25 protein-coding genes are annotated in these 26,301 nt (G+C 55.9%); 8 read left to right on the top strand and 17 right to left on the bottom strand.

Annotated elements, in window-relative coordinates; translation table 11 throughout:
* Positions 1-24 precede the first annotated feature (24 nt).
* From K3754_RS18700 to fliL, 9 genes are all read right to left on the bottom strand, one after another.
* Entirely contained in the window at positions 25-1,110 is a 1,086-nt protein-coding gene (locus K3754_RS18700) for a flagellar biosynthesis protein FlhB (RefSeq protein ID WP_259939468.1), read from the bottom strand.
* A complete protein-coding gene (locus K3754_RS18695) occupies positions 1,107-1,880 on the bottom strand; it encodes a flagellar biosynthetic protein FliR (protein WP_259939466.1) in 774 nt (257 codons plus the stop codon). The genes K3754_RS18700 and K3754_RS18695 overlap by 4 nt, the downstream gene beginning before the upstream one ends.
* A complete protein-coding gene (gene flhA / locus K3754_RS18690; RefSeq protein ID WP_259939463.1) occupies positions 1,877-3,961 on the bottom strand; it encodes a flagellar biosynthesis protein FlhA in 2,085 nt (694 codons plus the stop codon). The genes K3754_RS18695 and flhA overlap by 4 nt, the downstream gene beginning before the upstream one ends.
* 2 nt (positions 3,962-3,963) lie before the next feature.
* Positions 3,964-4,428, bottom strand: coding sequence for a transglycosylase SLT domain-containing protein (locus K3754_RS18685; RefSeq protein ID WP_259939460.1), 465 nt, complete (start codon positions 4,426-4,428; stop codon positions 3,964-3,966).
* A 360-nt stretch (positions 4,429-4,788) separates the two neighbouring features.
* Positions 4,789-7,149 (bottom strand): hypothetical protein, encoded by a 2,361-nt coding sequence (locus K3754_RS18680; protein WP_259939457.1) that lies wholly within the window; start codon positions 7,147-7,149, stop codon positions 4,789-4,791.
* Complete coding sequence (motA, locus tag K3754_RS18675; RefSeq protein WP_259939455.1) at positions 7,086-7,955, bottom strand: flagellar motor stator protein MotA; 870 nt, start codon at positions 7,953-7,955, stop codon at positions 7,086-7,088. The genes K3754_RS18680 and motA overlap by 64 nt, the downstream gene beginning before the upstream one ends.
* A 67-nt stretch (positions 7,956-8,022) precedes the next feature.
* Entirely contained in the window at positions 8,023-8,643 is a 621-nt protein-coding gene (locus K3754_RS18670; RefSeq protein WP_259939453.1) for a MotE family protein, read from the bottom strand.
* On the bottom strand, positions 8,643-9,029 hold the full coding sequence (locus K3754_RS18665) for a hypothetical protein (RefSeq protein WP_259939451.1): 387 nt from the start codon (positions 9,027-9,029) through the stop codon (positions 8,643-8,645). The genes K3754_RS18670 and K3754_RS18665 overlap by 1 nt, the downstream gene beginning before the upstream one ends.
* 8 nt (positions 9,030-9,037) lie before the next feature.
* Complete coding sequence (gene fliL / locus K3754_RS18660) at positions 9,038-9,526, bottom strand: flagellar basal body-associated protein FliL (protein ID WP_259939448.1); 489 nt, start codon at positions 9,524-9,526, stop codon at positions 9,038-9,040.
* 120 nt (positions 9,527-9,646) lie between these two features.
* Between fliL and fliF the strand changes: the two genes are divergently transcribed.
* The 5 genes from fliF (at position 9,647) to K3754_RS18635 (ending at position 14,185) form a co-directional block, all read left to right on the top strand.
* Positions 9,647-11,281, top strand: a complete 1,635-nt coding sequence (fliF, locus tag K3754_RS18655; protein ID WP_259939446.1) for a flagellar basal-body MS-ring/collar protein FliF — start codon at positions 9,647-9,649, stop codon at positions 11,279-11,281.
* Positions 11,281-11,880: a hypothetical protein gene (locus K3754_RS18650; protein WP_259939444.1), complete on the top strand. Its 600-nt coding sequence runs from the start codon at positions 11,281-11,283 to the stop codon at positions 11,878-11,880. The genes fliF and K3754_RS18650 overlap by 1 nt, the downstream gene beginning before the upstream one ends.
* A complete protein-coding gene (locus K3754_RS18645) occupies positions 11,873-12,166 on the top strand; it encodes a FliM/FliN family flagellar motor C-terminal domain-containing protein (protein WP_259939442.1) in 294 nt (97 codons plus the stop codon). The genes K3754_RS18650 and K3754_RS18645 overlap by 8 nt, the downstream gene beginning before the upstream one ends.
* A gap of 59 nt (positions 12,167-12,225) precedes the next feature.
* Complete coding sequence (fliP, locus tag K3754_RS18640) at positions 12,226-12,903, top strand: flagellar type III secretion system pore protein FliP (protein WP_259943410.1); 678 nt, start codon at positions 12,226-12,228, stop codon at positions 12,901-12,903.
* A 109-nt stretch (positions 12,904-13,012) separates the two neighbouring features.
* Positions 13,013-14,185, top strand: a complete 1,173-nt coding sequence (locus K3754_RS18635) for a hypothetical protein (RefSeq protein WP_259939440.1) — start codon at positions 13,013-13,015, stop codon at positions 14,183-14,185.
* A 6-nt stretch (positions 14,186-14,191) separates the two neighbouring features.
* Here the strand turns inward: K3754_RS18635 and K3754_RS18630 are convergent, their stop codons facing one another.
* The 5 genes from K3754_RS18630 to K3754_RS18610 all read right to left on the bottom strand — a co-directional run bounded on the left by K3754_RS18630 (position 14,192) and on the right by K3754_RS18610 (position 20,047).
* Positions 14,192-15,295 (bottom strand): flagellar basal body P-ring protein FlgI, encoded by a 1,104-nt coding sequence (locus K3754_RS18630; protein WP_259939439.1) that lies wholly within the window; start codon positions 15,293-15,295, stop codon positions 14,192-14,194.
* Complete coding sequence (locus tag K3754_RS18625) at positions 15,292-16,296, bottom strand: flagellin (RefSeq protein WP_259939437.1); 1,005 nt, start codon at positions 16,294-16,296, stop codon at positions 15,292-15,294. Before K3754_RS18625 ends, K3754_RS18630 begins: the two co-directional genes overlap by 4 nt.
* A 1-nt stretch (position 16,297) precedes the next feature.
* On the bottom strand, positions 16,298-17,752 hold the full coding sequence (gene flgK / locus K3754_RS18620) for a flagellar hook-associated protein FlgK (RefSeq protein WP_259939434.1): 1,455 nt from the start codon (positions 17,750-17,752) through the stop codon (positions 16,298-16,300).
* Positions 17,753-17,791: 39 nt separating this feature from the next.
* Positions 17,792-19,093: a flagellar hook protein FlgE gene (locus K3754_RS18615; RefSeq protein ID WP_259939431.1), complete on the bottom strand. Its 1,302-nt coding sequence runs from the start codon at positions 19,091-19,093 to the stop codon at positions 17,792-17,794.
* Positions 19,094-19,201: 108 nt separating this feature from the next.
* Entirely contained in the window at positions 19,202-20,047 is an 846-nt protein-coding gene (locus tag K3754_RS18610) for a flagellar motor protein MotB (protein WP_259939428.1), read from the bottom strand.
* 142 nt (positions 20,048-20,189) lie between these two features.
* Here K3754_RS18610 and K3754_RS18605 point away from each other — a divergent pair, with 142 nt between their 5' ends.
* Positions 20,190-21,410 carry a CynX/NimT family MFS transporter gene (locus K3754_RS18605; protein WP_259939425.1) on the top strand — a complete coding sequence of 407 codons (1,221 nt, stop codon included), beginning with the start codon at positions 20,190-20,192 and terminating at the stop codon, positions 21,408-21,410.
* A 190-nt stretch (positions 21,411-21,600) separates the two neighbouring features.
* Here the strand turns inward: K3754_RS18605 and K3754_RS18600 are convergent, their stop codons facing one another.
* Positions 21,601-22,494, bottom strand: a complete 894-nt coding sequence (locus K3754_RS18600) for a rhodanese-related sulfurtransferase (RefSeq protein WP_259939413.1) — start codon at positions 22,492-22,494, stop codon at positions 21,601-21,603.
* 90 nt (positions 22,495-22,584) lie between these two features.
* Between K3754_RS18600 and pncA the strand changes: the two genes are divergently transcribed.
* The gene (gene pncA, locus K3754_RS18595; protein ID WP_259939411.1) at positions 22,585-23,178 is read left to right on the top strand and encodes a bifunctional nicotinamidase/pyrazinamidase; all 594 of its coding nucleotides are present in this window, start codon (positions 22,585-22,587) and stop codon (positions 23,176-23,178) included.
* 10 nt (positions 23,179-23,188) lie between these two features.
* On the opposite strand, the gene K3754_RS18590 is transcribed toward pncA, so the two are convergent.
* Entirely contained in the window at positions 23,189-23,845 is a 657-nt protein-coding gene (locus K3754_RS18590) for an NYN domain-containing protein (RefSeq protein ID WP_203209673.1), read from the bottom strand.
* 229 nt (positions 23,846-24,074) lie between these two features.
* Between K3754_RS18590 and pncB the strand changes: the two genes are divergently transcribed.
* A complete protein-coding gene (gene pncB, locus K3754_RS18585) occupies positions 24,075-25,367 on the top strand; it encodes a nicotinate phosphoribosyltransferase (RefSeq protein WP_259939409.1) in 1,293 nt (430 codons plus the stop codon).
* Here the strand turns inward: pncB and K3754_RS18580 are convergent.
* Positions 25,364-26,260: a DMT family transporter gene (locus K3754_RS18580; protein WP_203209675.1), complete on the bottom strand. Its 897-nt coding sequence runs from the start codon at positions 26,258-26,260 to the stop codon at positions 25,364-25,366. The genes pncB and K3754_RS18580 overlap by 4 nt on opposite strands.
* Positions 26,261-26,301: the final 41 nt, after the last annotated feature.

The raw sequence follows: 26,301 nt of genomic DNA, 5'->3' as shown, positions 1-26,301 counted from the left end.
GCTTCTGTAGATTGCGCAGCGAGGTCAAATGCGCCCCTTTGCACGTTCTCGCAACCCTTCGGCAAATCGGATGGCGGCGGCGACCGCGCGATAAAGATCCGGTGGAATTTGTTGGCCGATGTCGACGGTTGCGTGCAGCGATCTGGCGGTTGGCGGGTCACTGTGGATTGGGACACCGGCCTCCGCCGCAATTCTCCGGATGGACTTTGCCACTTCGTCAACGCCTTTGGCGACACAAACGGGCGCCTCGCCCGGTTTGCGAGACCAGGCAAGCGCGACCGCAAAGTGGGTTGGATTGACGATCACCACATCGGCGGTTGGAACATCGGCCATCATTTGATTTTGCGAGATGGCCATGGCCCGCTGGCGACGTTCTTGTTTAAGGTGCGGATCGCCCTCGGCGTTCTTGGTTTCTTCCGTAATCTCCTTGTGAGACATCCGGTTTTTGCGCAGGTGCTCAAAGTGCTGCCATACCGCGTCGATCCCGCCGATGGTGGAGGCAATCAGCACTACGACAAATAAGAATGCGATGCACAATTCCGCCAACAAGGAGAGCACAAGATGCGGCGTGGTTTGAACTGCCGAGACCATATCGGGAAGGCGGGCTTGGATGAACATCGCAAGGCAAACGGAATAGACACAAAGTTTGGTGAAGCTTTTGGCAAACTCGAACAACCCGCCGCGCCCGAATTTGTTTTTGGCGTTGGAAAAGATGGAAATCCGAGATGCTTTTGGCTTTAATTTGCTGGGCGCAAACACCAGTGCACGCTGCGCCGCGATGGACCCGGCAACAGCCAGCGCGGGTATGAGAAACAATGGCGACAATCCGTAAATAACGGGCAAGATCAAACCCGCCATGGTCGTTGAAGCGTCGCCGTCAAATATCATTGGCGTCAATTGGGGTGCTTGATCGATCAACACCATCAATGCAGTTCCGGCCTGTTTTATACCGTTTGATCCGGTCATAAGCAGTGCCAGCAACAGCCCCGCATATGCGGCAGCCGTCATCAGGTCGGTCGATTTTGCGATGTCGCCCTTTTTCCGTGCTTCCAGAAGTTTTTGCGGGGTCGGTTCAAAACTCTTGTCAGTATCTTCATCTTGTCCGCTCATCTGGCCACCTCAAATGGTGAGGCGAGATAATGGTCCAGCGCTTTTTGCCACAACTCAAGGATGAAAGGGGTGGCGAGAAACAGAATGAACAGACCTCCGGCTGTGATCACCGGCGCGCCGACAAACGCGACCATAAGCTGCGGCATCGCCTTGTTGATCGCGCCTAATGTCAGGTTGTAGATCACAGAAAGGATCACGAACGGCGCGGCGAGGGTGAAGGCCAATCCAAAGGCCTGCCGGATCTGTCCAACCCCCCATTGTGAGACAGTTGCGCCACCCGGAAATTGACCCAAGGGGAGCAGATCATAGGATAGAATAACCAAGGCGGCCGCTTTGACGTGCAGGCCAGCCATCGCCGCAAGGGCCAATGCCCCGATAATGAGAATATATCCCATCGCAGGCAGCGGATCGGCCACGGCACCGCCGAGGATTTGCGACAGTGACGTGGATTGCGCGGCGATTGATCCCGCTGTTTGCAACGCAAGAACAAACATCCGAAGGCCAATCCCGATCAACAACCCGTTAATGGTTTCAGTCATGATGATCAGTGTCAGGCCAGACATGTCGGACGGTGTTGTCATCGAGGGCGCTGCGGGCATAACAATCACTGTAAAAGCGATGACGATTAGAAGCTTGACCCGTGCCGGAACAGTCCGTTCACCAAACGCCGGCATTAGGGACACCAACGCTCCGACGCGTACAAACACGGCAAACCCTTGCGCCAAGACAACCTGCGTAAGGTCCAAGAGTTGGGCCAACGCGGGCGTCATGCAGCGATCACACCAACCAAGGAGGGTTGGGCGTCAAGACCGATCTCTTCGAAGGAAAGAACAGGGTTGGTGATGCCTTTTGCCCGCATCACAGTTCGCAGAAAACGCCGTCTGCGTGTATTGGTAACCAATGCCGCGTAGATACCGTTTTGATTTGCATCGCCCAGCTTTTCCGAGGCCCGCTCTGCCAGTTGGTTAAACAGATCCGGCGGAAGCGCGATATCGAGCCCGCGATCCCCTTCGATCTGATAGGTGTTGAACGTATCCTCCCATTCCGGTGCCAGTTGCACCAAGGGCAGCGTGCCATCAACGCGGCGCAGCTCCGCCACCAGTTGAAACCCAAGCCGCTGCCTGACATGTTCGCAAATTGCCTCAGGTTGGGCATTCTGTCCTCGCGCTTCGGCAATGGCCTCAAGTATCAGGGGCAAGTTGCGAATGGAAACCTGCTCTTCCAGCAACAGTCGGAGAACGGCATGCAAGACATCAATGGGCACTTTGTCAGGGATCAGCTCATCCAAAAGCTTGCGGTTCGCATCGGCCCTTTGGGGATCCGAGATATTGGTCATTTCGGTGAGGGTGCGTCGCAGGGTTTTGAGTGTCAAAAGACGGCTGAAGTTTGTCTTAACCACTTCCAGCAAATGCGTCGCCAAGACCTCCGTCGGGGTGACGATTGTGACACCGGCCAATGCCGCTTCTTCCTGGTCTTTGGCGTTGATCCAGCGGGCAGGCGCGCCATAAACGGGCTCGTTTGTATCTGTTCCGGGAGGAAGGCTGTTTCGGTCATCCGGGGTCAGAGCCAAAACCTGATCTGGATTCAGTTCAGCACGGGCCTGCTCTACCCCCTGAATGCGCAGAACATAGACACCGGGCGTTAACCCGGGATGATCAGTTAGCCTGATTTCCGGTAAGATCAGTCCATAGACCGTCGCCACATGCCGGCGCATTTTTGTGATCCGCGCGTCCAGTCCAGTGCCGGGATCAAGCACCATATTGACCAGATCTGGCGCAAATTCGACATGCACATCGTCCAACTCCATAAAGTCTCCGAGTGATTTTTCTGCCGGCAGGGCAGCTTCGATATCTGCCTCGGGGCGGGCGGCGGCCCTATCTCGCGCACGTTTGTATAGCAGCAAGGCGGCGAGCCCTAACGAGCCACCACCCAACATGAACGGTAGAAACGGCAATCCCGGGAACAGACCGAAGGCGATCATCAAAATAGCCACTGTTGCGAGGGCGGATGGGTGTTTTCCAAGCTGACTGAACACTGCAAGGTCAGTTGCGCCTTGAGTGCCGCCACGTGCCAATAACAGCGCCGCAGCAATCGAAATGACGACCGCCGGAATTTGCGACACCAAACCATCACCAACCGTCAGAATCGCATAGGTTTCAAAGGCCGCGCCAAGTGGCATTCCATGTACGACCACACCCATGATCAACCCTGCAACCAGGTTAAGAAGCGTAATCAACAGCCCTGCAACGGCATCACCTTTGACAAATTTCGAAGCCCCATCCAACGAGCCGAAAAAGGTGGTTTCCTGTTGTTCGCGTTCCCGCCTTTCTCGGGCTTGTTCATGGGTGATGGCGCCCGCTGACATGTCGCTGTCGATGGCCATCTGCTTGCCCGGCATACCATCCAACGCAAATCGAGCACCGACCTCGGCCATGCGCGTGGCACCTTTGTTGATCACCATGAAATTAACGATCAGCAAAACGCAAAACACAACCAGGCCCAAAAAGACCGAGCCGCCCATAACGAATTGCGCAAAGCTTTCGATCACGTCTCCGGCGGCATCGGTGCCGGTGTGTCCTTGCCCAATGATCAATTTGGTGGAGGAGACGTTCAAAGACAGCCGCAACATCAATGAGGCGAGCAGGATGGTCGGGAACGCGGAAAAATCCAGAGGGCGTTCAATAAACAATGTGACCGTAAAAATGAGAATTGCGAGCGCAAATGAAGCTGCAAGGCCGGTGTCAAGCACGCCCGACGGCATCGGCAGAATCATCATCACGATGACGGCCATCAATGCGATCGCGAGCAGGATTGTCGGGCTGAAAAGGCCCTTGAGGGTTAAATTCTCCACAATCACTCCCTCCCGTTTTGGGACAGGATGCTGCGCGCGCGGCTATTGCCCAGTGGCACCAGAGAACCGTTTGAGCGGGCAACCGAGGACGCCTGAAAAAGTGGAAATCCATTCTCACGGGGCTGGTTATTGTTTGTCCGATTTGGCGATAAGGCCAGATCATCCCGGATGGCCGCGTATCGTTTCAGATAGCGCTTTGCAAATCTTGCGGTTCTGGAATGGTAAGCGCCTGCCGCCTTTGTCCAATCACCATGCTCCCGGTGCAGTTTCGCCAAGTATTGGGCGGCATATCGGGCATTTTGAACTGGATCGAACATTTCTTCGATGCTGCCAAACGCATGTCCATGCCATCTGTAATTGATTTGAAAACAACCAATGTCAAAGCTGCGCGCGCCGTTTTTGAAATGCCGGAACACAAAGGTTTGAGCTTGGGATTGGGTGTCAAACCAAACGCCTGTGCCTTGCATATTCACGGTCCAGGGCCAGGGATCGAGGCCGGTTGTGGCGCCGCGCCCGGTTTCGATGCGGGTGATGGCACGTAAAACCTCAAGCGGAACGGCGCTTTCTTGCGCAACATGACGTGCAGCCGCGTCGCAAATCTTGGTTGGATCTGTGGCTGCCGAAACCATTGTAAAAGGCGTTAGAATGAGCGCGGTCTGCAATACTAAAAACAATAGGGTGCGCGTGAAAATGGGTTTGCCAAGCGACGTATCGGTTTTGTGCATTCTGCCTCACATCCATCACCTTCTGTGACGGATGTAGGTTAAGTCGCCCAAGTTTATTTTTGGTAACTGCCTGCCAGATCTTTGAGACGGCTGAGTGGTCACTTAATTCTCGAGCGCTTGCTCGGTATCCAACGGTGTCGCCGATAGAACCGCTGCCAAAGTGGCGCGTGCGGCTTCGCTTTCGCTGAGTGTTTCGATGGTTCTTGCCAGCATCCCTTCGGCCTCTGCTTGAAAAGGGGGAGGGTTTCCAAGCGAAGCCAATTGACCAAAAATGGGTGTTTCGGCACTGACCAGCTCTCTCCACTCCGGGGCAAGCCAAGCCGCATTTATTGCGTCGGCTTGTTGACCAGACCGCAGGAAAATCTCATGCGCGTCTTTGTGGGCTCCGGCCATCTCTTTTGCCATTGCGCGCAACGGTTCGGCTCGGGCGTCTACAATTCCAATCAACTCTGCCTGAGCCTGAAAAGGCTGGCCGAGGGCAAGCGCAGCACGGGCGGCCAGAATTTGCCGGTCGGTGATCCTTGGCCGGTCGGGTATGGCGGTGACCACTTCCTGCGCGGATTCGGCAAACCCCAAATCCATTAAACGTACCGCCAATTTGATTTTTTCCTCCGGGGAAAGTTCATCCGTGTCCTGACGTGCATGGGCAAAGAAATGATCGAGGAAAACCACATCGTCAGCCGCTGTTGTCAACTCATTGAGAAATAGACCCCGAAGACTGAGATTGCGGCCTGTGTCCGAGGCACCGCGCAATTCCGTGATGGCCGATTGTGCCGTATCGAATTGGCCCGACCGGATCAGCGCCAGAACATGTGTGCGGCGCAATTTGGGACCAAGCGGTGTTTCTTGAAACTCTTCAGCGAAGGCCTGAACCAATTCGGCAGTTTCAGGCGCGATGGATAGCCCTTGGTCCAGTTTGGCGTCGACCAGTGCAATCAAGGCTTCCGGGGAATTCTCAGAGTTCCCCTCAATCACATGTTCAAGTAAATCTGATCCGGATGACACTTCCCCTTCGTCAATTGCAATTTGAGCTTGAGCCAGTTGCGCAGCGGCGGGCAGTGCCTGAGGCAGGCGTTCGAGATTGCGCAATGCAGTTGCTGCCGCGCCCCCGTCTCCATGGCTCCGGAGCCGTTGGCTTAACATTGGAGCCAGGAACCGGCGGAGATGCACGGGCAACCGGTTCAACGCCAAAAGTGCCGGCGCGGAATCGATCTGACCAGACACATCAAGAGAGGGTTTGGCCAAGATGGCCCAAAGCGCAACATCAGTGGAACAGTCGATAAGTTCCGAAATATTGGTCTCTTCTACAGTATGACCAATCTCCATTATCTCCGCGACGGAGATCAGGAGGTCAGCCTCTTTCCGAGGGATTTCCAGTTTCGTGAGCAAATGCTTTGCTTCAGCGCCCCATCCCAAGTGAAGATATAGCTTGGCAAGGTTGAGCGCCGCCTGGCGGTCAAGCTTGTCGAATTCACCATAAAGACGTTGTCTTAGTGCGCCGATCTGTTCGGGGAATGGCTGACCATTGTCCCAATTGGCAAAGTTGAGCAGCTCGTTCTCCGGGCAAATCAGGCCGCTAATGGATTGAGCGGATCCTGCGGAAGTTGCCCGGCCTGGCAGGTCCATGCTTGACGTGATGCGCATGTTGTTCACCAGACCAGCAAGCTCCTCTTCCGGGCGTGGCGGTTCATCTGCCAGTTCCGGGGCCGAAGGAGGGTTTTGTTCTGATGCCAGATTTGGTCTTCGAGCAAGAGGATTGGTGGTCAGCATACCTCTTGTGGCTGCGATTCCCACTTCCTTGGCGAGCCGTTCTTGCACATCATCCAGCACGGCTTGTTCCGCTTTGGAAAGGCTTCCGCGGGACAGTGGGCCGGGGAAGGAGGAGCCAGGCAAGGCGCGGGTTGCTTGAGGCAGAATTCTGCCCTCCTTCAACGTTGTTGGCAAAGGCAGCGGGGCCAGCGCAGAGTCCGTTTGCGGCACTGCCTCCGCCGTTGGTTGACGTGCATCTGGACCGTTGGTCTGGACAATGAGCGGGGTCGGCAACTGCACATCGGGTGAGGCAACGTCAATAACCACAAATCTTGCCTGCTCAAGAAATGCAGATACCCGGCAAGCACAGTCCAGAAACAACAAAACCTGATCTTTCAAGCTCTCGATATGGCGGATTCTGTCCCGGGAAATTGGATCATAAACACCCGTGAGATCAAAACCCTCGTCGTGACCTTTGTAAGTCAAAGTCACGGATTTCCCCTGATGCGAAACCTGCCAATCAATGCCATCCGGCAAGGAAAAAACCAATCGAGTGAAACCAGGGTGATCGCCCGATTGCACGGTGGCCGGCCGCGCGTTTGCCAAGCTGGGCAGCAGAAACCCAAGTATGACGCAGAAGAGGATCTGTCTCATGCTGCGTTCTGTTTTATGGATTTCAACGCTTCTTCCAGCTCCGAATAGCTTGGTCGGCAATGTGATGGCGTATTCTGTCGCCCAACCTCGATGCAGATGTTTGTGGCGTGGTTGTGCAAATTTGCCACCAAAACCTCACGGATCAATTGATAAAAATGCGCCTCGTCTTCTGTTACGTCTTTCACCTTTGCCGCGAATGGGCCAACCAGACCATAGGCGAGAAACACGCCCAGAAATGTGCCAACCAGGGCGCCACCGATAAGTTTCCCCAGTACCTCCGGAGGTTGGTCAATGGATGCCATTGTTTTGATCACACCCAACACAGCAGCTACGATGCCCAAAGCTGGCAATCCATCGGCAACGGTTTGAAGAGCATGGCTGGAATGCAGTGCATGATGGGCGTTCGCCTCCATACGTTTCTCAAGGACCTCTTCGACCTGATGCGGATCGTCGTAGTTCATCGATGCTGACCGCATCGTATCGCAAATGAGGGCAATCGCTTCGCCATCGGTCAGTATTTTTTCGTATTTTGAGAAGATGGAGGACGCCTCCGGCGCTTCGATATGTTCCTCGATCGCGACGGGATTTTGCCGCGCGAGGCGGATCAATTCGAATAGCAGGCACAGCAGATCACGGTAGTCCTCATGTTGCCACTTCGGTCCTTTGAAGACCTTACCAATATCTTTGATTGTGTGTTTTACCCCTGAGCTATCGTTGCTGATCAAAAAGGCGCCGACAGCTGCGCCGCCAATCATGGTCAGCTCAAAAGGCAAGGATTTTAGGATGATCCCCATCTTGCCACCGGCGGCCAGATACCCGCCAAAGACCATGACAAAAATGGTGATGATTCCAATGATACCAATCATGACTTGCCCGTTCCTGACCCGACTTGCGTCACTCTTTCAAACAGGGGTTAAGAAACCCTCAGTTTGATCAGCTTTTTGGTACTTTCGTGTTTCGGCCGGCGAGAATCACGCTGATTGCGTAGGCCATATCAGCCGGCAGTCCGGCCATGACCGACGCGGCTGCATCCGGGCGCATGCGGCCAAGAAAACCGGCAGCGAAATCAGGCTCCATCGCGCCAAACAATGCCGCTGCGTCCTTGGGCTTCATGCTCTCGTAAACGGCGGTTAGCCGCGCCAGATCACCTTCCGCCGCGCCGTCCGCCAGTGAAAGTGTCTCGCGTAGGGCGTTTTCTGCCTGCTCAAGAGCGGCAAGACGTTTTGTGATCTCTTCATCAGCAACGGCCAGAGCCTTGCTACGCATCTCGATCTTTTTCTCCTGTTCCTTGACGCGCATTTCCCGTTTCAAAAGGGCGGTTAACAGATTGCTCATCTCGGATCTGTCCATGGTTTGCTGGCCCGGCATCTTCGAGGTGGGATCTTTAGGAGTTTCGGCCGTTTCCCGGATCTGATCTTTTGTGGCTTCCGCATAGGCAGAACCAGCTTCGCTGCCTGCGCGCAGCGCGGCAGATCCGACCAATAGCAGTGCGATCAACCCGACTGTACCGCCACCCTTCTTGCGCAGCGCCTTTCGTTTCTTGAAGAGTTTCATCACGATGGCCTCTCAGCATTGCGGCGTACAAACATCGGTTCTGCCGGCCTGGGTGGCACTGAGTTGGATATCGCAGATGGCGCAGGCTCTGGTGTCTGCACGGGCGGGAGATCGTGCAAAGACGCCATCTGCAGCTCCAACTGGCGCGCGGTGTCTTCGGCGCGGCTGGTCAGTTGGGTCAAGGTTTCAGCCGATGCATTCGCGGTCTCCTGCGCGGATGTCAGTGTTTTTGTCAAATCATCCACTTGCGCCGACAGCACGGCAACTGCACCTCCGACACCTTTTTCAAGATCGTTGAAACGGTTCAGCCTGCGGCCCAGAACCAGGCAATAAAAACCCGCACCCAATGCACCGGCGGCCAGAAAAATATCAGCTATCAGATCCATTTTATCCCCTAGTTCAGAACAAATTCCATAATCAGCAGATCATTCACTTTCTGTAGTCCCGCGATCACCTGAACCCTCCGCAACATTTGGGCCCTGATCCGTGTGAGAATGGCGGGATGTTCCAGATCAGCCGGTTCCAAGGCGCGCAGATAGCTGTTCAGGACATCGACAACCCGAGGCATTAGTTTTTCGACCTCTGCTTGGTTTTGTGTCGGTACCTCAAGACTTGCACGAAAGCGCAAATACTGCGCCTGCGCCGGGGGCTGCAGAGAGATTACCAGGGGATCGACGGGCACGTATGCCACATCAACGTTCGGTTTGCTCTCCTCGGCATCTGCGCTGTCCGAGTGCTCCGATTCGGTGCCCAATATCATCCCGGACCAGGTCGCGTAAAATCCGCCACCACCTCCCGCCAGGGCCAGCACAAGGCCAATAATCAAGGGCAGTTTGGATTTCTTTGGCGGTTCGTCTTCGGCCTGATCTGCGTCTTCTGACATCATTCATCCCATTTCATCGGTGCAGTGAGCATAGACCGTTTTCCACTAACCGAATGTTAAGCCGGATCGTTCATCTGTTGCTCAACGTCTGGCAGAACGCCCGGCAGGACGGAGGCGATTGTGCAGCAATTACTAAATGTCTGGATGCAACTTGATTTGCGCCGCCAGATCATCGCGATCTTGGCAACGGGTGCGATGTTCTTTGCGATCCTGGCTATGTCGAGGATGGCGACAGCACCGAGTATGACATTGCTTTACGCAGGCTTGGAAAGTGGCGCTGCCGGTGAGGTCGTCCGATCCTTGGAGCAGCGCGGTGTCGCATTTGACGTGCGGGGCGGTGCCATCTTTGTGGATTCCAAACAACGCGATCAATTGCGCCTGACTTTGGCAAGCGAGGGTTTGCCCGCCAACAGTAACCGTGGCTACGAACTTTTGGACAGTCTCACGGGCTTTGGCACAACGTCACAAATGTTTGATGCAGCCTATTGGCGTGCGAAAGAGGGCGAACTGGCCCGCACGATTGTCGCCAATCCACAGATTACAATGGCACGGGTTCATATCGCCAGCACAGGATCAAACCCTTTCCAGCGCGGCGTAACGCCCAAAGCATCCGTATCCTTGACACCCAACGGCAGTGGGATCACCGCGCAGCAGGCCAAAGCCGTTCGTTATCTGGTTGCCTCTGCGGTGGCAGGGCTGTCGCCTGACGATGTTGCTGTCATTGATGCAAACGGCAGTTTGATTGGTCAAGCGGAGGATGCGGCCCCCGCCATAGGCGGAGATGACAAGGCACAAGTCCTTCGTGACCGTGTTCAACGGCTTCTGGAAGCCCGCGTTGGGTTCGGCAATGCGGTGGTTGAGGTCAGTGTCGATACCGAAACGGAAAGCGAGGCCATCCGCGAACGGGTCTTTGATCCAGAGGGGCGCGTTGCCATCAGCACGGATACCGAAGAGCGCAGCAATACTGCCAAGGGTGCCGCCGGCGGGGATGTGACAGTGGCCAGCAATCTGCCAGATCAGGACGGTGAAAATGGCGGGGAGGGGTCTTCCTCGCAAAACAGCGAGACCCGCGAACGTGTGAATTACGAGGTGTCCGAGACTGAACGCGAGATTGTCCGTGCGCCCGGTGCCGTCAAGCGGGTGACCGTTGCCGTTTTGGTGAATGCCGCGGTGACCACAGGTCCGGACGGACAGGAAATCTCCACACCTCGCGACGCCGAAGAATTGGCGGCTTTGCGTGAGTTGGTGTCTTCAGCGGTAGGATTTGATGAGGCGAGGGGAGACATCATCACTATCAAATCCATGTCTTTGCAATCTGTTCCTGCCAGCGGAACAGCCGCAGAAGATTCGCTTTTTAGCCGGATCGACCTTGATTTGATGTCAGCGATCCAAATGGCAATTCTGGCACTCGTGACGCTGATCTTAGGCCTGTTTGTCGTCCGTCCAGTGTTATCGAAAGGCGCGCCGGATGATGGAAATCAAGTGCCCGCGCTGCCCCCCGCGGGAGGATTCGGTGATCCAGGCGCGGTTCCCGGAACTCTATCCGGCGATGGGGATGACGGTGACTTTAACCTCCCGCCGTTGGACATGGCGCCCGCCTTTGGCAGTGAGCTGGAACCTCTTCCTGATTTGCCCGCTCTAGGGGGAGGCGACGGTGATCCGGTCGAACGCCTGCGAAATATGATTGGGGAAAGGCAGGAGGAAACAGTTGAAATTCTTCGCAGCTGGCTCGAAGACAAAGAGGAACATGTGTGATGTCCTTGTTGGATCGCTATAACGACTTTGGAGCGCTCTCCGGACCCAATCTGAACGCCGATGCCGTCAAATCAGATGAGCAAGAAACCCTACGCCTGGAGGCCTTTGAAAACGGGTATCAGGCGGGTTGGGAAGACTCCAGTGCCGCGCAACAGACCGAGCGGGAGAAAGTTTCGTTTGACCTGGCACAAAGCCTTCAGGATCTGTCGTTCACTTATCATGAGGCCTACGCCAAACTGTCTTTGGCGATGAAACCGCTGCTGACAAAATGCGTCACGACGCTTCTGCCGCAAACTCTCCAATCCTCTTTGTCGGCGCAGATTATTTCGACGGCTTCGGAACTGGTAAAGGCGCAATCCGAAGGTGCCATCGAAATTGCCGTTTCACCTCAGACTGAACCAGTCATCCGTGGATTGCTGGAGCAGAATCTGAACCTGCCTTTCAATCTGAAAATTGACCAGAACCTTTTGTCCGGACAGGTCCGCTTGCAGGCCAAGTCTGGGGAGTGTGAGATCAATCTCGATGCGCTTTTGGATGAGCTGACAACTGCGATTGATGCATTCTTTGAAATTAACAAACAGGATATTCTAGATGGATGATCCCAAGCAATCTGCGATCCCCGCCAGCGATGCCACCAATCCATTCACTGGAGTCCCTATTGAGATCAATGTCTGCGTTGGCAAAGCGCGCCCACTCATCAGGGATCTGGTTATGCTGGGTGAAAACGCTCTTTTGTCGCTGGACAGCAATGTGGATGATCCAGTTGATCTTTACGTTGGAGACCGGCTCATCGCTCGCGGACTGCTTGAGGAAAAAGAGGGAGATCACCCTGGCCGGTTGGCGGTCAGGTTAACCGAAATTATAGATCTGCAAGGCCCGTCGTGATCGGCCGCCCTGCGACGATTGCGGTGGTCTCGGTTGCCGCAATTTGGCTGTGCCCGACAATGCTCCCCGCGCAGGAGATATCAATCTCTTTGGGCGATGAAAGCTCTCTTTCGGCCCGTACGATTCAGCTTTTTGCGTTGATCACAGTGTTGAGCCTTGCGCCTGGCTTGGCGATCATGGTCACCTGCTTTCCGTTTTTGGTCACAGTGCTTTCCATCCTCAGGCAGGCCATTGGGCTCCAACAATCACCGCCCAACATGCTGATCGTCAGCCTCGCTTTGTTCCTCACATACTTCGTGATGGAACCGGTTTTTACCGAAGCTTGGAGCAAGGGAATCGCTCCATTGACCACCGAGGAGATCACTGCGGAACAGGCGTTTATCCGCACGTTGGCCCCCTTCCGTGTTTTCATGGCGGCACGGCTGGATGCAGATACATTCCTGGCCATGGCGGATTTGCGGCCTGATCTTCAATTGACGGAACCAAATCCGCAAACGCCTCTCTCGATCCTAGTTCCGAGTTTCCTACTGTCAGAAATATCCCGCGCATTCCAAATCGGATTTTTGGTGTTTTTGCCATTTCTGATCATCGATCTGGTGGTGGCCGCAATCCTTATGTCGATGGGTATGATGATGGTTCCACCGGCAATTGTATCGCTGCCGTTCAAGCTGGCGTTTTTTGTTGTCGCTGACGGTTGGAGCCTGATCGCAGGCAGCTTGGTGAAGAGCTATTTCTAGGTTATCCAGTAAATTTGCCTAAAGACCCAATCAAGAAATTACGCGTCTTCACTCGTCGGTAAACTGGCCTCTGCATAGTCCGAACAGGGAAATGTGGGGGCATCATGCGTTGGATGAGCATATTCAGGCAGGTCGTCGTTTGATGGTCGGATGCGCCTTTGCAGCCATCGGCTGGATCATACTGGCTTGGAACGTTTTTCAGGCTCTGCCTTCGGCGGAGGCGTCTTTGATCTTGGGCGTAATCGCACTTGCTGAGTCTGTTGCATCGCTTTTGGTGCGGCAGGAGATCAAAAGAACGCTTCACCAAAAATTGGAAGATTGCCTGGCCCTCTGGGCCGCGTTCACTGTCATAATTTTGCTGCTCAGTTGGTATAGTGAGCTGCCCTTTTTCAAGGGTTCACCATTGGCTCTTCTCTGTTTCTTGGGATTAAGCCTTTGCGTTTCCTTGCTGCGGCTTTTCCATTCGCACATGCAGGGAACCAGTGCTCTTTGGTGCTCATTCTCCTGTCGCATTTGGGTCTTGGCGATGATCTGCCCCGCGATTTCTTGGGGCACCGAGCCAACTCAAACCGTAGTTCTATTCGCGTCTGTTCTCGTGGTTTTGCTCCAACTGTGTTTTGCATTAGATGGAAGCCGCCCAAGCCTCGATGATCCGATGACTGGTCGCTTGGTTTCTAGGTCATCAACGTCGCTGATGGCCCAGATGGACCTCCTGATGTTGCCTATTTTCTTGGGTCCGATCCTTGCTTGGCCCTATTTGATTGCGCGTGGTGTTGGGTTTCTGCCGCGTCTGGCCCTGACCTTCTTGGACAATGCGGCCGAGCCGAAGTTGGCAGACATGCGGACCGGTGCAGGGCGTCTTGTTGCCACGGCCGGTCGCATCAATCTCGGTTCTCTGTTGATTGGAGGTGCGTCTGCCCTGATGGTTCTTGCGGCAATTCCCTTGGTCGCGCAGCATTTTCGCCTTGAAGATACAGACTTTAGATCAATTGCCATGTGGATTGCTTTTGCAAATTTCGCGCCGGCGCTGCTTGGCGCGACAGCCGTTTTACTTCGCGCAGTCGGGATGCAACGGGAACTTGCTTGGATTCAGATTTTCTGTTCCGGGCTTTTTTGCAGTGCTCTGCTGCTCGGCTCAGACAAGTCCGGAATTGACATTGCAAAGGCCCTGGCCGCCTCAACCTGGCTGGCGTCTATTTTGGGGGCGGCCCTTCTTGCCAAAAATTTTGGGATTTGGCCGGGCATCACCGCCCTGCTGTTTCGACAAATCCGTTTGTTTTGATTGTTCTCATCGGACGACAAACTCTGCATGCAATGCTCCGGCAGCTTTGATGCTTTTGAGAATATCGATCATGTCGCGTGGCGAGACACCAAGCGCGTTCAGCCCCGCGATCACTTCTGACAAGGACGTGCCCGCGCGAATTTCTGCCAACCCGATGCCCGGTTCCTCCTGAATGGCGGCGTTGGTACGTGGGACAACAACGGTTTCGCCGTCCGAGAATGGATTGGGCTGTACGACCAGAGGTTGTTCTTGGATGCGCAAAGTCAAATTGCCTTGAGATACAGCGACACGGGAGATCCGGACATCTTCCCCAAGAACAATAGTGCCGGACCGTTGATCCACGACTACTCTTGCCTTTCTCTCGGGCTGAACCTCGATATTCTCAATGCGGCCCAATACATGGGCGACGGATCGCATCTGCGTAGCCGGGATATCAAGCTGCACCGTGCCACTGTCGAGCATGAGCGCAACGCGTTTTCCGAAGTCTCGGTTGATCGCCCGTTCGATGCGCCCGGCAGTGGTAAAATCGGCGTCTCTAAGGGCAAGCCGCAAGTCATTGATTGAGGCGAGCTGAAATTCGATTTCACGCTCTATGCGCGCCCCGGCCGGGATGACGCCAGACGTGGGCACCCCTTGTGTCACTCTGCCGGCATCCCCTTCGGCCACTGCCCCGCCCGCAATGATCGTACCCTGTGAGACGGCATAAATCTCACCATCTGCAGCGTTGAGTGGGGTCATGACAAGGGTACCGCCCATCAGGCTTTTGGCGTCACCAATGGCAGAAACTGTCACGTCTATTTGTCCGCCAGCCCGCGCAAAGGGAGGTAAGGTGGCTGTCACAAGGACTGCGGCCACGTTTTTGGGGCGAAATTGCTCTCCTGTAACGTTCACCCCGAGACGTTCCAGAATGTTGGTCATGATGTCTTCGGTGAAGGGTGCGTTTCGCAATCCATCGCCGGTTCCGTCAAGGCCAACAACAAGGCCATAACCGACCAGATCATTTCCGCGGACACCATCGAAATCAACCAGATCTTTGATCCGCACAGGGCTGGCTTGTGCCGCGAACGCCCAGAACAATGCCGCGCAAATCAAGGAGGTAAGGCATTTCATAGGAAATTCACCAAAGAGAGTTGCGACATGCGTACAGTGACTGAATACAGACTTTGCAGTTGAAATTGTACGTCCTCCAGCTTGGTCGCCGCCTCAAACGGGTCGATTTCAAGAAGCGCGGCTTTTGCAAAACTCAGGCTTGTTGTCTCGGCAGCATTGCGGGAGGTGATCGCGTCAATACGGGCCTCTACAAAACCGACATTTGCTTGCAAAGACGTTAAACTGTCCTGAGAAGCCAACATCCGTTGACCAAGATCGAGGAATAATTGTGCATGCTCAGGCGGGGCCAAGGCAAAAGTCGGTTCGTCGGCAAGGGCCGCAAGCGCCGTCAACATCAAAGTGTTTTTCAGGTCAGGGTCTGTTGCTCGTAGATCCAGATCTACGGCATCGGCCTGTGACATTTCAAAGGGTGCGAGGCCGGTGTTTGATCCTTGATAGATCACTGCATCGAACCCAGCCGGATCAGCAAACCAGAACTGCGCCGCTGTGATCATATCGGCGGGTGTCGCGGCACCTGCCATTGCGGCTGTCAGTTCCGTCAAAAGTGTTTGCGCGTCAGTCAGTGCCGGTCGATCAGTCGCAGCCCCAGAAAACATGTGGCGACCAGACACGTTGGTGTTCAGCCGCCCAATCAGCGCCTCCAGCGCATTCTCAGCCTCATTTGAAAGATCGCCTGCCGAAACACCAATGCCGCTGGTACCTGCCGTGATCAAGCTGCCTGACAGGTTCTCGGATATGTTCCCCATCTGGCCAAGGGCTGCCTGCATCGCGGCAGTGAAATGTGTGGCCTCTGTTGTCGCAACCGCATATCCCGAAAGGATATCCATCTTTCGTTCCAGATCAGTCAAATAGCTTTGGTTGCCAGACAAGACCTGCCTGACATCCGCCACTTGCCCGCTGGCCAATTCCTGTGTCAGCCGGGTGATATCCTGCTTGAGTGCCGTGTTGCGGTTGCGCAGCATATAGGACTGCGCCAAGTCGCCCAAAGTGGTTCCTGTCATATCAGAGCCTCATGATTGTTTGCAGCATCTCATCAACCGTTTCGATCACACGGGCATTGGCGGCATAGGCTTGCTCAACCAACATGAGCCGTTGAATTTCATCATCGCTGTCTACGCCATCGGCCAGTTGCCTTTCCGTCAGTTCGGCCAATCTGGCGGCGGAGTAAGTCAGCTTCTGTTCCGTGATGTTTCGAGACACGGCAATTTCTGAAGTGAGGGTTGTGGCCAGATGGATCGCGGAGAAAGCGCCGCCGCCAAACCCGCCACTGGCGGGCACACGCGGGTCGGTGAGCGCAGTACCCAATGCTTGCAGCAGGCTGGCATTGCCAACATCACCCTGAGTGACCGCGCCAATTCCATCGCGCATGCGCCAGATCGCGCCGCCTTGATCGGGATCAACGGCGGCATTGATGGCGATGCGATCCGAAATGCCAACTTCATCAAGCGGGTCGAATGCGCCGGTGCCATCGGTGAACAGTCCCGCATCACCTGGCGCAAGGGTGCCATCCACTGCCGGATCCTGAAACCGTTCGATCAGATCACGCGCGAGCGCATCAATCTGTGTTTGAGCTGCGACACCCGTTTCATCGCGAATTTCGAATTGCGCGGCCAGTAAACCCCCTCTGATCGCGCCTTTTTCTGAATCTGTTCGCACCTCGGTCCCGTTGATTGTGAGTGCCGAAAGGGTGCTGCCGGAAAGGGTCATGTAGGGCGTGGCGAGGTTTGCCGGGGCAAAACCAATTTTGGCCGGCGTGCCATCAAGCAGGACCGCACCGCCGACAGAATAGAGTGCAATCTGCCCGTTGCTGCGCGGCGCTTCTCTCACGGGGACCAGTTCCCCAACACGGTCCACAACCTGCTGCCGTAGATCAAGAAGGGACGATACATCACCGCCCTGAACCTGAAGGCCGGTGATCTGGGAGTTGAGCGTGGCGATCTGCGTGAGGGCTGTATTCAACTCCTCGACCTGGGCATGAATGGTCCGGTCGGCCCGCGTTCGGGCGTCTTGAACACCTTCGGAGGCAGCGTTCAGCGCTTGCGCCACAGCACGCGCCGCCGCGACCGCACCACCAAGCCGTTCCGGCGCGTCGGGGCGACTGGCAGCGGTAATCAAGCTGTTCTCAAAGCCAGACAATTGCGCGGTCAACGATGTGGGATTGTCCGGTGTGCCTAACAGATTCTCGATCCGAGCCAGAAAATCAGCGGCAATCTGAGTGTTGCCGTTTTCGGCATGGGCAAGACGTCTGTCTGCCGCAAGGCCAGCATCCACGATCCGCGTGATGCCGTTGATCTGCACCCCGCCAAAATCCCCGACATTGGATGACGAGAGCGACAAAACCCGCCGCCCGTATCCGGGCGTCAGCGCATTTGAGATGTTGGATGAGATAACCTCGGCGCCGCGCCCGGCTGCACGCAGGCCAGTCATGGCATTGTTGAGAGCCCCCGAAATGGTCATGGCTACACTCCTCTGACTATGGGTTTCTGACTGTCACCGTTAGCGTTTGATGTTCGTGGTCTCTTGCAACATCTCGTCGACCGTCTGGATCACCTTGGCGTTGGAGGTATAGGCCCGCTGTGTCTGGATCATCGATGTCAATTCACCGGCAACATCTGTCGCAGATTCCTCAAGCGCGAAGGCCAAAACATCCCCTGTCGGCCCATCGCTCGCGTCCCATAGGAAGAAGGATCCACTATCGACTGATGGTTGATAGGTCTGGTGATCCAGGGCGACCATCCCGTTGGGATTGGGCAGATCCACCAGCGGCACCTGATATATCCGGCTGGTGATCCCGGTATCGAAATAGGCATAGACATAGCCGTTTTCGTCCACCTCAACGGAGGTCATGTTGCCCACGGGCGATCCGTCTTTCGAGATGGAAACAGGCGCAAAATTGTCAGACAGTTGGGTGATTCCGTCGCTTTCACCGATTTGGCCGATGTCGATTTCAATCGGGCCGCCCGCAACGTTCACGATCAGATTGCCGGTCAGCGGATCATATGCCCCGCCAGATATTGTGGTCACAGTTGCCAAAGTGCCGCCCGAGGTTCGGTCATCGGCAAAGGTCAATGTGTATTCGCCAATCGTCGTCAGCGGATCAACAGAATCGGTCAATGTCATCGTCCATTCGTTCGATGACCCCGTCGCCGGAACGGTCGGTGTGAACGTTATGTTAATGCTCTCCGATGTGCCCAGATTGTCGTAATATTCAACTGACAATTGCTGGGTGTCGCCACTGGCTGATGCTTCGGTTTCAGTTGCGGGCAGGTTGATGCCAAGTGCCATGTTTGTTGTCGGCTCGCCCGAGAACAAATTGACGTTGATCTGCACCGGCTCCAAGCCGTCTGAGGTGTCGCGCGGAAAGGTTGGGATGGTCCCATCCGTATTGGCAGGCCATCCCAGCAGCACCAGCCCGGAATTGGTGCGCAGATACCCTTCGGCATCCGTGCGGAACGATCCGGTTGTTGTTAGAAACATTGAAGTATCGCCATTGGCCACCTCAACCTCTGTGGCTTGCGCAACAGGAAGAAAGCCGCGTCCCCGGATCGCCAGATCGGTGGCGTTGCTGGTGGAAACAAGTGGTCCGCGTTCGTCAATCAATCGCCGGGTGTCGGCCCGTACCCCGCCAGCGGAATAGGTGCCGCCCCGCGAGGACACGACCAAAGATTCGAAATCGGTTTGCACCCGCTTGTATCCATAGGTCGAGGAATTCGCGATGTTGTCTGAGATAGAGGCAAGGCGGGTTGCATTGGCCTGCAATCCAGCCACACCAGCGTTCAAAGAAGAAGAGATTGTCATGAAAGCGCCTTTCTGCGGTGGCAATCAACGTTGCCCCAACCCATAGCCGCCGCGGACTTAAGAGCAGGCTAACAGATAAAATGCGCCCTATTCTGCCATGCTTTCTTGTCAGTTCCGCTTGGTATCCCGCAGCAGGATCACCTCGATCCTGTTGTTGCGCCGCGCCATCGGATCGCGCACCGCCAGGGATCGATCCGCATGCCCTGTCACACGGTGAACCCGCTTGGCATCAATCGACACGTCCTCCAGCAGTTGCCGCATCTGAGCGGCGCGATTTGCGGATCGTTCCCAAACCACGCTTTGCGCCAAAACGACAGGATCTGATCGGACATGCCCACCTATGGCGATACGGTTCGTGACGGTCTTGGCCAATTCGGCAATCACTGCGGCCAGATCCCTGAGCAGCTGCGCAGGTTCATCATTGCCCTCTTTGAACAGGGGGGCATTCTCAAGCTCAAATAGCTCGATCACCAACCCCTCGTCGGTGATCCGCGTGACAATATGCTTGAGGGCGTTTTCCATCACCATGGTTTCACCGCCACGGCCCATCAACATAGCCTCTACCGCCTCAAACGCCTCTTGTTCAGCGTTCTTTTCACCCTCGGATGTGCCGCTGGCACCGCGCGCCTGATCTTCCAAGGAAGAATGCGGCGCGGTTGCGCCAGTGCCATTCTTGGGCAACGTCATTTCCGAAAAAATACTCTCGCCGCCAAAGGCACCATTGCCGCCGCCCGAGACCCGGTTGATCGGTATCGTCGGCGAGAAATAGTCCGCAATCCCCTTGCGCTGTTGTTCCGTTGTTGCATTCAGCAGCCACATCAACATGAAAAACGCCATCATCGCTGTCACGAAATCCGCATAGGCAACTTTCCAAGCACCACCATGATGCCCGCCACCTGCGATGACCTTTTTCTTCTTGATGATGACCGGCGCCGCGTTTGCTTGCGCACTCATCTCCACCACCTCTTTTCACCCGACGACAGGTTTAAAACAGGAGGGCTTACTGCCCGCTTAACAACTTCAATTGTCACGATTTGCCTGCGGCCCTTGCGCTTTGCCCCTCCCTGACGCCAGATGGCACGAACGGAGAACGGCCATGCAAAGCATTGAAACTGACAGCGGATATTCCTGGTTCAGGCTGGTCCTGACGCTGCTTGTGGCGACCATCGCAAACGCAGGCATGTGGGCAATTATTGTGATCATGCCGGCGGTTGAGGCCGAATTTGGCACAACACGGGCCGAAGCGTCCTTGCCCTATACACTCACCATGATCGGCTTTGCCCTCGGCAACTATTATCTGGGCCGCGCGGTGGATCGGTTTGGGGTGTCTCTTTCCCTGATCGTTGCCGCCATGACTGTGGTGCTTGGCTTAATCTTGGCGGTCCTGTCTCATTCCATTGTCCTGCTGTCCGCAGCGCAGTTGATCATCGGTTTTGCATCAGCCATCGGATTTGGGCCGCTCATCGCCGACATATCCCACTGGTTTGTACGCCGGCGCGGGATTGCGGTGGCGCTGGTCGCAAGCGGCAATTATCTCAGCGGTGCAATCTGGCCGATGCTGCTGGCGGGCGTGTTGCAAGACAGCGGCTGGCGTGCGGTGTATCAAGTGATGGCGGTTGCCACCCTGATCGGGGTGATCCCGCTGGCCCTGGCCCTGCGGCGTCAAGTTTCAAAGGCCGCCCATGAGGCCGCGCAATTGGCCTCATCCCTGAACGCACAATCATCCGGGCTCAGCCCGCGTGCGTTGCAGTACCTTCTCGGGCTGGCCGGGATCGGCTGTTGCGTGGCGATGTCCATGCCGCAGGTTCACATCGTGTCTTACTGCGTTGATCTGGGGTTCGGCCCGGTTGTTGGGGCCGAGATGCTGTCGCTGATGTTGCTCGGCGGGGTTGGCTCACGCGTGGTCTCAGGGTTGCTGGCGGATCGGCTTGGCGGAGTGCGGACGCTGTTGATCGGGTCCACGTTGCAATGCCTTGCATTGTTCCTCTACCTGCCTGCGGGCGGACTGGTCTCGCTTTATGTGGTCAGTCTGGTCTTTGGCCTGTCACAAGGCGGCATCGTGCCGAGCTATGCTTTGATCGTTCGCGAATATATGCCCGCGCGGGAGGCTGGCGCGCGCGTCGGCTTTGTGATGATGGCGACCATCATGGGCATGGCGCTGGGCGGATGGCTGTCGGGCCAGATCTACGACCTGAGTGGATCTTACCATCTGGCCTTTATCAATGGCATTCTGTGGAACGGCCTGAACATTGCAATCATGCTATGGCTCTTGCTGCGCAGCAAGCCACGTGCGCCGCGCGGCGCAGTAACGGCCTAGATATCCAACCCATTGAGCCTGCAGCAGACACCCGGGGCTTTGCCCCGGACCCCAGAGGTTTAAGGGCCAAATGAAGAAAAAGGCGCTTTTGTCTTCATTTGGCCAGAAAAACCTCCGGGGGAATCGGCGCGCAGCGGCGATGGGGGCTGGCCCCCATTTCACGCCGGAAATCAGGTGACGGTGCCGCCGATCAGGCCAGTTCGCCGCGTTCGTGGGCCAGCCGGATCTGTTTTTGGCGCTCGCGGAACCGCTCTTTGTCCCAGTCTGATGTTTTGTCGTGGCACTTGTGGCAGCTCACGCCCATCTCATATTCCGGCCGTTTCATATCTTCCGGCAGAATAGGCTGGCGGCATCCGTGGCACAGAACATGCGGCCCTTCAGCCAGCCCATGCCCAACGCTCACCCGGTTGTCAAAAACAAAACATTCGCCGTTCCAGGTACTCTCATCCTGGGGCACCTCTTCGAGATATTTCAGGATACCGCCCTTGAGGTGATAAACCTCCTCAACACCCTGGCCGAGCAGGTAATTGGTGGATTTTTCACAGCGAATGCCGCCCGTGCAGAACATCGCGACTTTCTTGTTGTGGAACCGGTGCTTGTTCTCCTCCCACCAGGCCGGAAATTCGCCAAAGGTCTTGGTCTGGGGATCAACCGCACCGTCAAAGGTGCCAATCGCCACCTCATAGTCGTTGCGGGTGTCGATTACTGCCACATCGGGGCTTTGGATAAGCTCATTCCAGTCTTGCGGATCGACATAGTGCCCGACACTTGCACGCGGATCGACATCGGGCTGACCCATTGTCACGATCTCTTTCTTCAGGCGCACTTTCATCTTGCCAAATGGCGCACGATCACTGGTGGCTTCTTTCCACTCCAGATCCTTGCACCCCGGGAGGGCCTTCAGATGGGCGATCACTGCATCAATACCTGCCCGAGGGCCGGCAATGGTGCCGTTCACCCCTTCGCGGGCCAACAACAATGATCCCGATACATCCTGTGCGAGACAAAGCTCAAGCAAGGCAGGTTTCAACGCAGCCGGATCATCGAACCGGGTGAAATGGTAAAGAGCAGCGATAATATACATGGCCTGCAATTACGGCTTTGGGGGGCTGTTCTGCAAGAGGGGGCTGAGCTAGTTTCCCCCTAGCACGGCCTAAAAACAAAGGAATCCGCCATGAAAGCCCTGATCGTGATCGACCAGCAAAACGATTTTTGCCCCGGTGGTGCCCTCGCCGTGCCAGAGGGGGATCTGATCGTGCAGGGGATCAACGCTTTAATGGCGGATTTTGATGCGGTGATTCTCACGCAGGATTGGCATCCGGCGGGGCATTCATCCTTTGCCTCCAGCCACGATAACAAGACCCCCTATGACATGATCGAGATGCCCTATGGGCCGCAGGTGCTCTGGCCGGACCATTGCATTCAGGGCAGCATGGGCGCGAAGTTTCATATGGAATTACAGCAAGACCGTGCCGATCTGATCATTCGCAAAGGGTATAACCCGGCCATCGACAGCTATTCCGCGTTCTTTGAGAATGATCACAGGACAGCCACTGGTCTTGAAGGATATCTGCGCACGCGTGGCATTTCCGAGCTGACCATGGTCGGGCTGGCGTTGGACTTTTGTGTGAACTTCTCGGCAGTGGATGCCGCGACCCTTGGCTTTGACGTGACCGTGCGCCGCGATCTGTGCCGCGCGATTGATCTGGATGGATCATTGGCCGCTGCGATTGAGGGTATGGAAAAGGCCGGTGTGACGCTGGCCTAGGAGCCTGAACCTAAAGTCCCTCAAAAATCGGCTTGCCCCGTGCGATGATCCCTTTGACCAGCTTCAGTCCGCGGGTCTGTTCATGCCGATCGCCAAAACGGTCATTGGACACAACAGGCAGGGATTGCTCTCGGGCGAATTTCAGAATGAAGGCATCCGCTTCGGTTTTGGCCGGGCACACCCGCACACGGCTTTGCGGAAGGCCTAGCGCCTTTGCAAAGCTTTTTTCGGTCATGGATGTGTCGTTCAGATGGTGCCGGGAGGAGGCATCCAAAAAGACAAACGGTGCATAGCTGCGTCGGCGCAGATCATCCACGACCATACACAACGTGGACAGCTCGGCCTGCTCCCCGTCCCAATACAGGACGTTGGTGCCGTCAATGACGATTTCCTTGCTGTCAGGTTGCGGACCTTGTGGTGCAGACCGGTCCTGGGCCGAAGTACGGGTTTTGCCCAGCCGCGCGCCAAGGGCGAGGATCAACACAAACAACGTCGCGCCGATCCAATAGGGCTGATAGACCCCGGTGAGCGGATAAAACTGGGACAAATAGGCACCGAACAGCGCCGTGAGGATCAAGGTGATCAGACCAAAGCGGGCAAGACAAGCGAAATAGCCGACAAACGCCAGTACAACAGTGCCAAGCCGGATAACATCGAACTGATCCATAAACCTGCCTTTCAGAACGCCGCTCAGGCATTGGGGTATCCGCACTCTGTCGGATCAATAGGGGAATAATGTGGCAGCCCTATCACCGTGAGTTGAAAAAATGCAATGCCCCCTGCGCGGGAACCTGTGTCGCATCGACGCCGAGCAGGTTCCATGAACCGCGCTGAGCCTGCTTGCCAGTGCCGCCCGGCTTTGCTTTAACCGACAAACCTAATTGTCGGAGCCTCTCATGGTCGATATCGCAACCCGCGTCTGGAACCACAAATGGAAGATCGACCCGATTGTCCGGTCCCTGATCGACACCGACTTTTACAAGCTATTGATGTGTCAGTCGATTTTTCGCAACAAGCCAGACACGCAGGTCACTTTCAGTCTGATCAACCGGTCCAAACATGTGCCACTGGCCAAACTGATTGACGAGGCGGAGCTGCGCGAGCAACTGGATCATGTGCGCACTCTGTCGCTGAGCCGGGGGGAAAGCACCTGGCTGCGCGGCAACACCTTTTATGGCAAGCGCCAGATGTTCAGCCCCGAGTTTATGGAATGGTTCGAGGGGTTGCGCCTGCCGCCCTATCAGCTTGAGCGGCGCGGCGATCAATATGAGCTGACTTTTGAGGGGAAATGGCACGAGGTCATGCTGTGGGAAATTCCCGCCCTTGCTATCTTGATGGAACTGCGCGGCCGTGCCGTGCTCGATGAAATGGGCCGGTTTGAACTGCAGGTGCTTTATGCCCGTTCCATGACCCGCGTTTGGGAAAAGATCGAGGTTCTGCGCGATATTCCTGATCTGTCGATCGCCGATTTTGGCACGCGGCGCCGGCATTCCTATCTATGGCAGGACTGGTGTGTGCAGGCCATGCACGAAGGTCTTGGAGATGCGTTCACCGGCACGTCAAACTGCAAGATTGCCAAAAGCCGCGAAGTTGAGGCGATCGGCACCAATGCCCATGAGCTGCCTATGGTCTACGCGGCCTTGGCCAAAGATGACGCCGCGCTGGCCCAAGCACCGTATGACGTTCTGTCCGATTGGCATGATGAGCATGAAGGCAACCTGCGGATTATTTTGCCTGATACCTACGGCACCAAGGGTTTTCTCGACAATGCGCCAGATTGGCTTGCGGGCTGGACCGGCATCCGCATCGACAGCGGCGATCCGGCAACCGGCGCGCAAACGGCGATTGATTGGTGGAAGTCACGCGGTGAAGACCCCTTGGAGAAACGGGTGATCTTTTCGGACGGATTGGACGTGGACAAGATCCGCACCCTGCACGCGCAATTTGCGGACAAGGTAAAAGTATCATTCGGCTGGGGTACGCTGTTGACCAATGATTTTCGGGGCCTGGTGCCCAATGACGCGCTTGCGCCGTTCTCGCTGGTCTGCAAGGCGGTGTCGGCCAATGGGCATCCCACGGTCAAACTGTCGGACAACCCGAACAAGGCCATGGGACCGCAAGACCAGATCGACCGATACAAGCGCGTTTTTGGCGTCGGGGAACAGGCGGCAGAGGATGTGGTGGTTTAATCCCCTTCCGCCTGCCTCAACCGCCGTTCGCGCCAGATGATCAGCAACCCGCCGACGATGATCAACAACGCCCCGGGGAAAAGTTCGCCCCATGGGGTTTCATCAAAGAACGCCCAGCCAAAGACAAAAGCGATGGGGATACCGAAATAGCTGAACGGGGCCAGATCGCTTTGTTCGGCCATGCGGTAGGCGGCGATCAGCAACAAAACGGCGGTACCGCCAAAGGCGCCCATCCCGCCGATCCAGATCAGGTCACCGGTGTCTCTGAGCGGCGAAAAACCCGTTGTCAGCACCGCAAGCAAAAGCGCCCCGATTGCCGCCAATGCCGATGAATAAAGGTTGATCAAACCCGTTGGCACATCTGCGTCCATCATCCGTGCTGTGACGCCGGTGAGCGCATAACAGACCGCCGCCGCCAAGGGCAAAAGTGCGGCTGGGGTAAAGGTATCGCGCCCTGGGCCGACCACCAAAATCACACCGACAAAACCCACCAGAACGGCTGCCCACCGCACCGGCCCAACCTTTTCACCCAACAAAACGGCCGCGAGTGCGACCATGAACAACGCATTGGCGTAAGTGATGGTCGATGCGGTGGCAAAGCTGAGCAACCCAAGGGAAAGATAGAAGAAATACTGCGCAAAGGTCAGAACAAACCCGCGAAACAAGGCCAGTTTCCATTGCCGCAGATGCCAACGCCGCCCGGCTTGATGCCATGCTCTTGAGGACCATAGCGCAATCGCGGCGGGGATCAGGCCAAAGAGGTTGCGATATGCCGAAAGTTCCGCCGCACCATAGGGGCCGGACAGGTATTTGATGATCAATCCCATGGAATCGAAAAGGACAAGCGCGATCAATGAATAACATATCGCGAGGGTCGTTCGGCTGAGGTGCATAGGGCTCCGTTCTGGCGGGCACGATTCGCGTGGCGCAGTGC

Origin of the sequence: Sulfitobacter sp. M368 (genome assembly GCF_025141875.1) — a bacterium.
Lineage (GTDB): Bacteria > Pseudomonadota > Alphaproteobacteria > Rhodobacterales > Rhodobacteraceae > Sulfitobacter > Sulfitobacter mediterraneus_A.
This window is presented reverse-complemented; position numbering and strand designations above follow the sequence as displayed.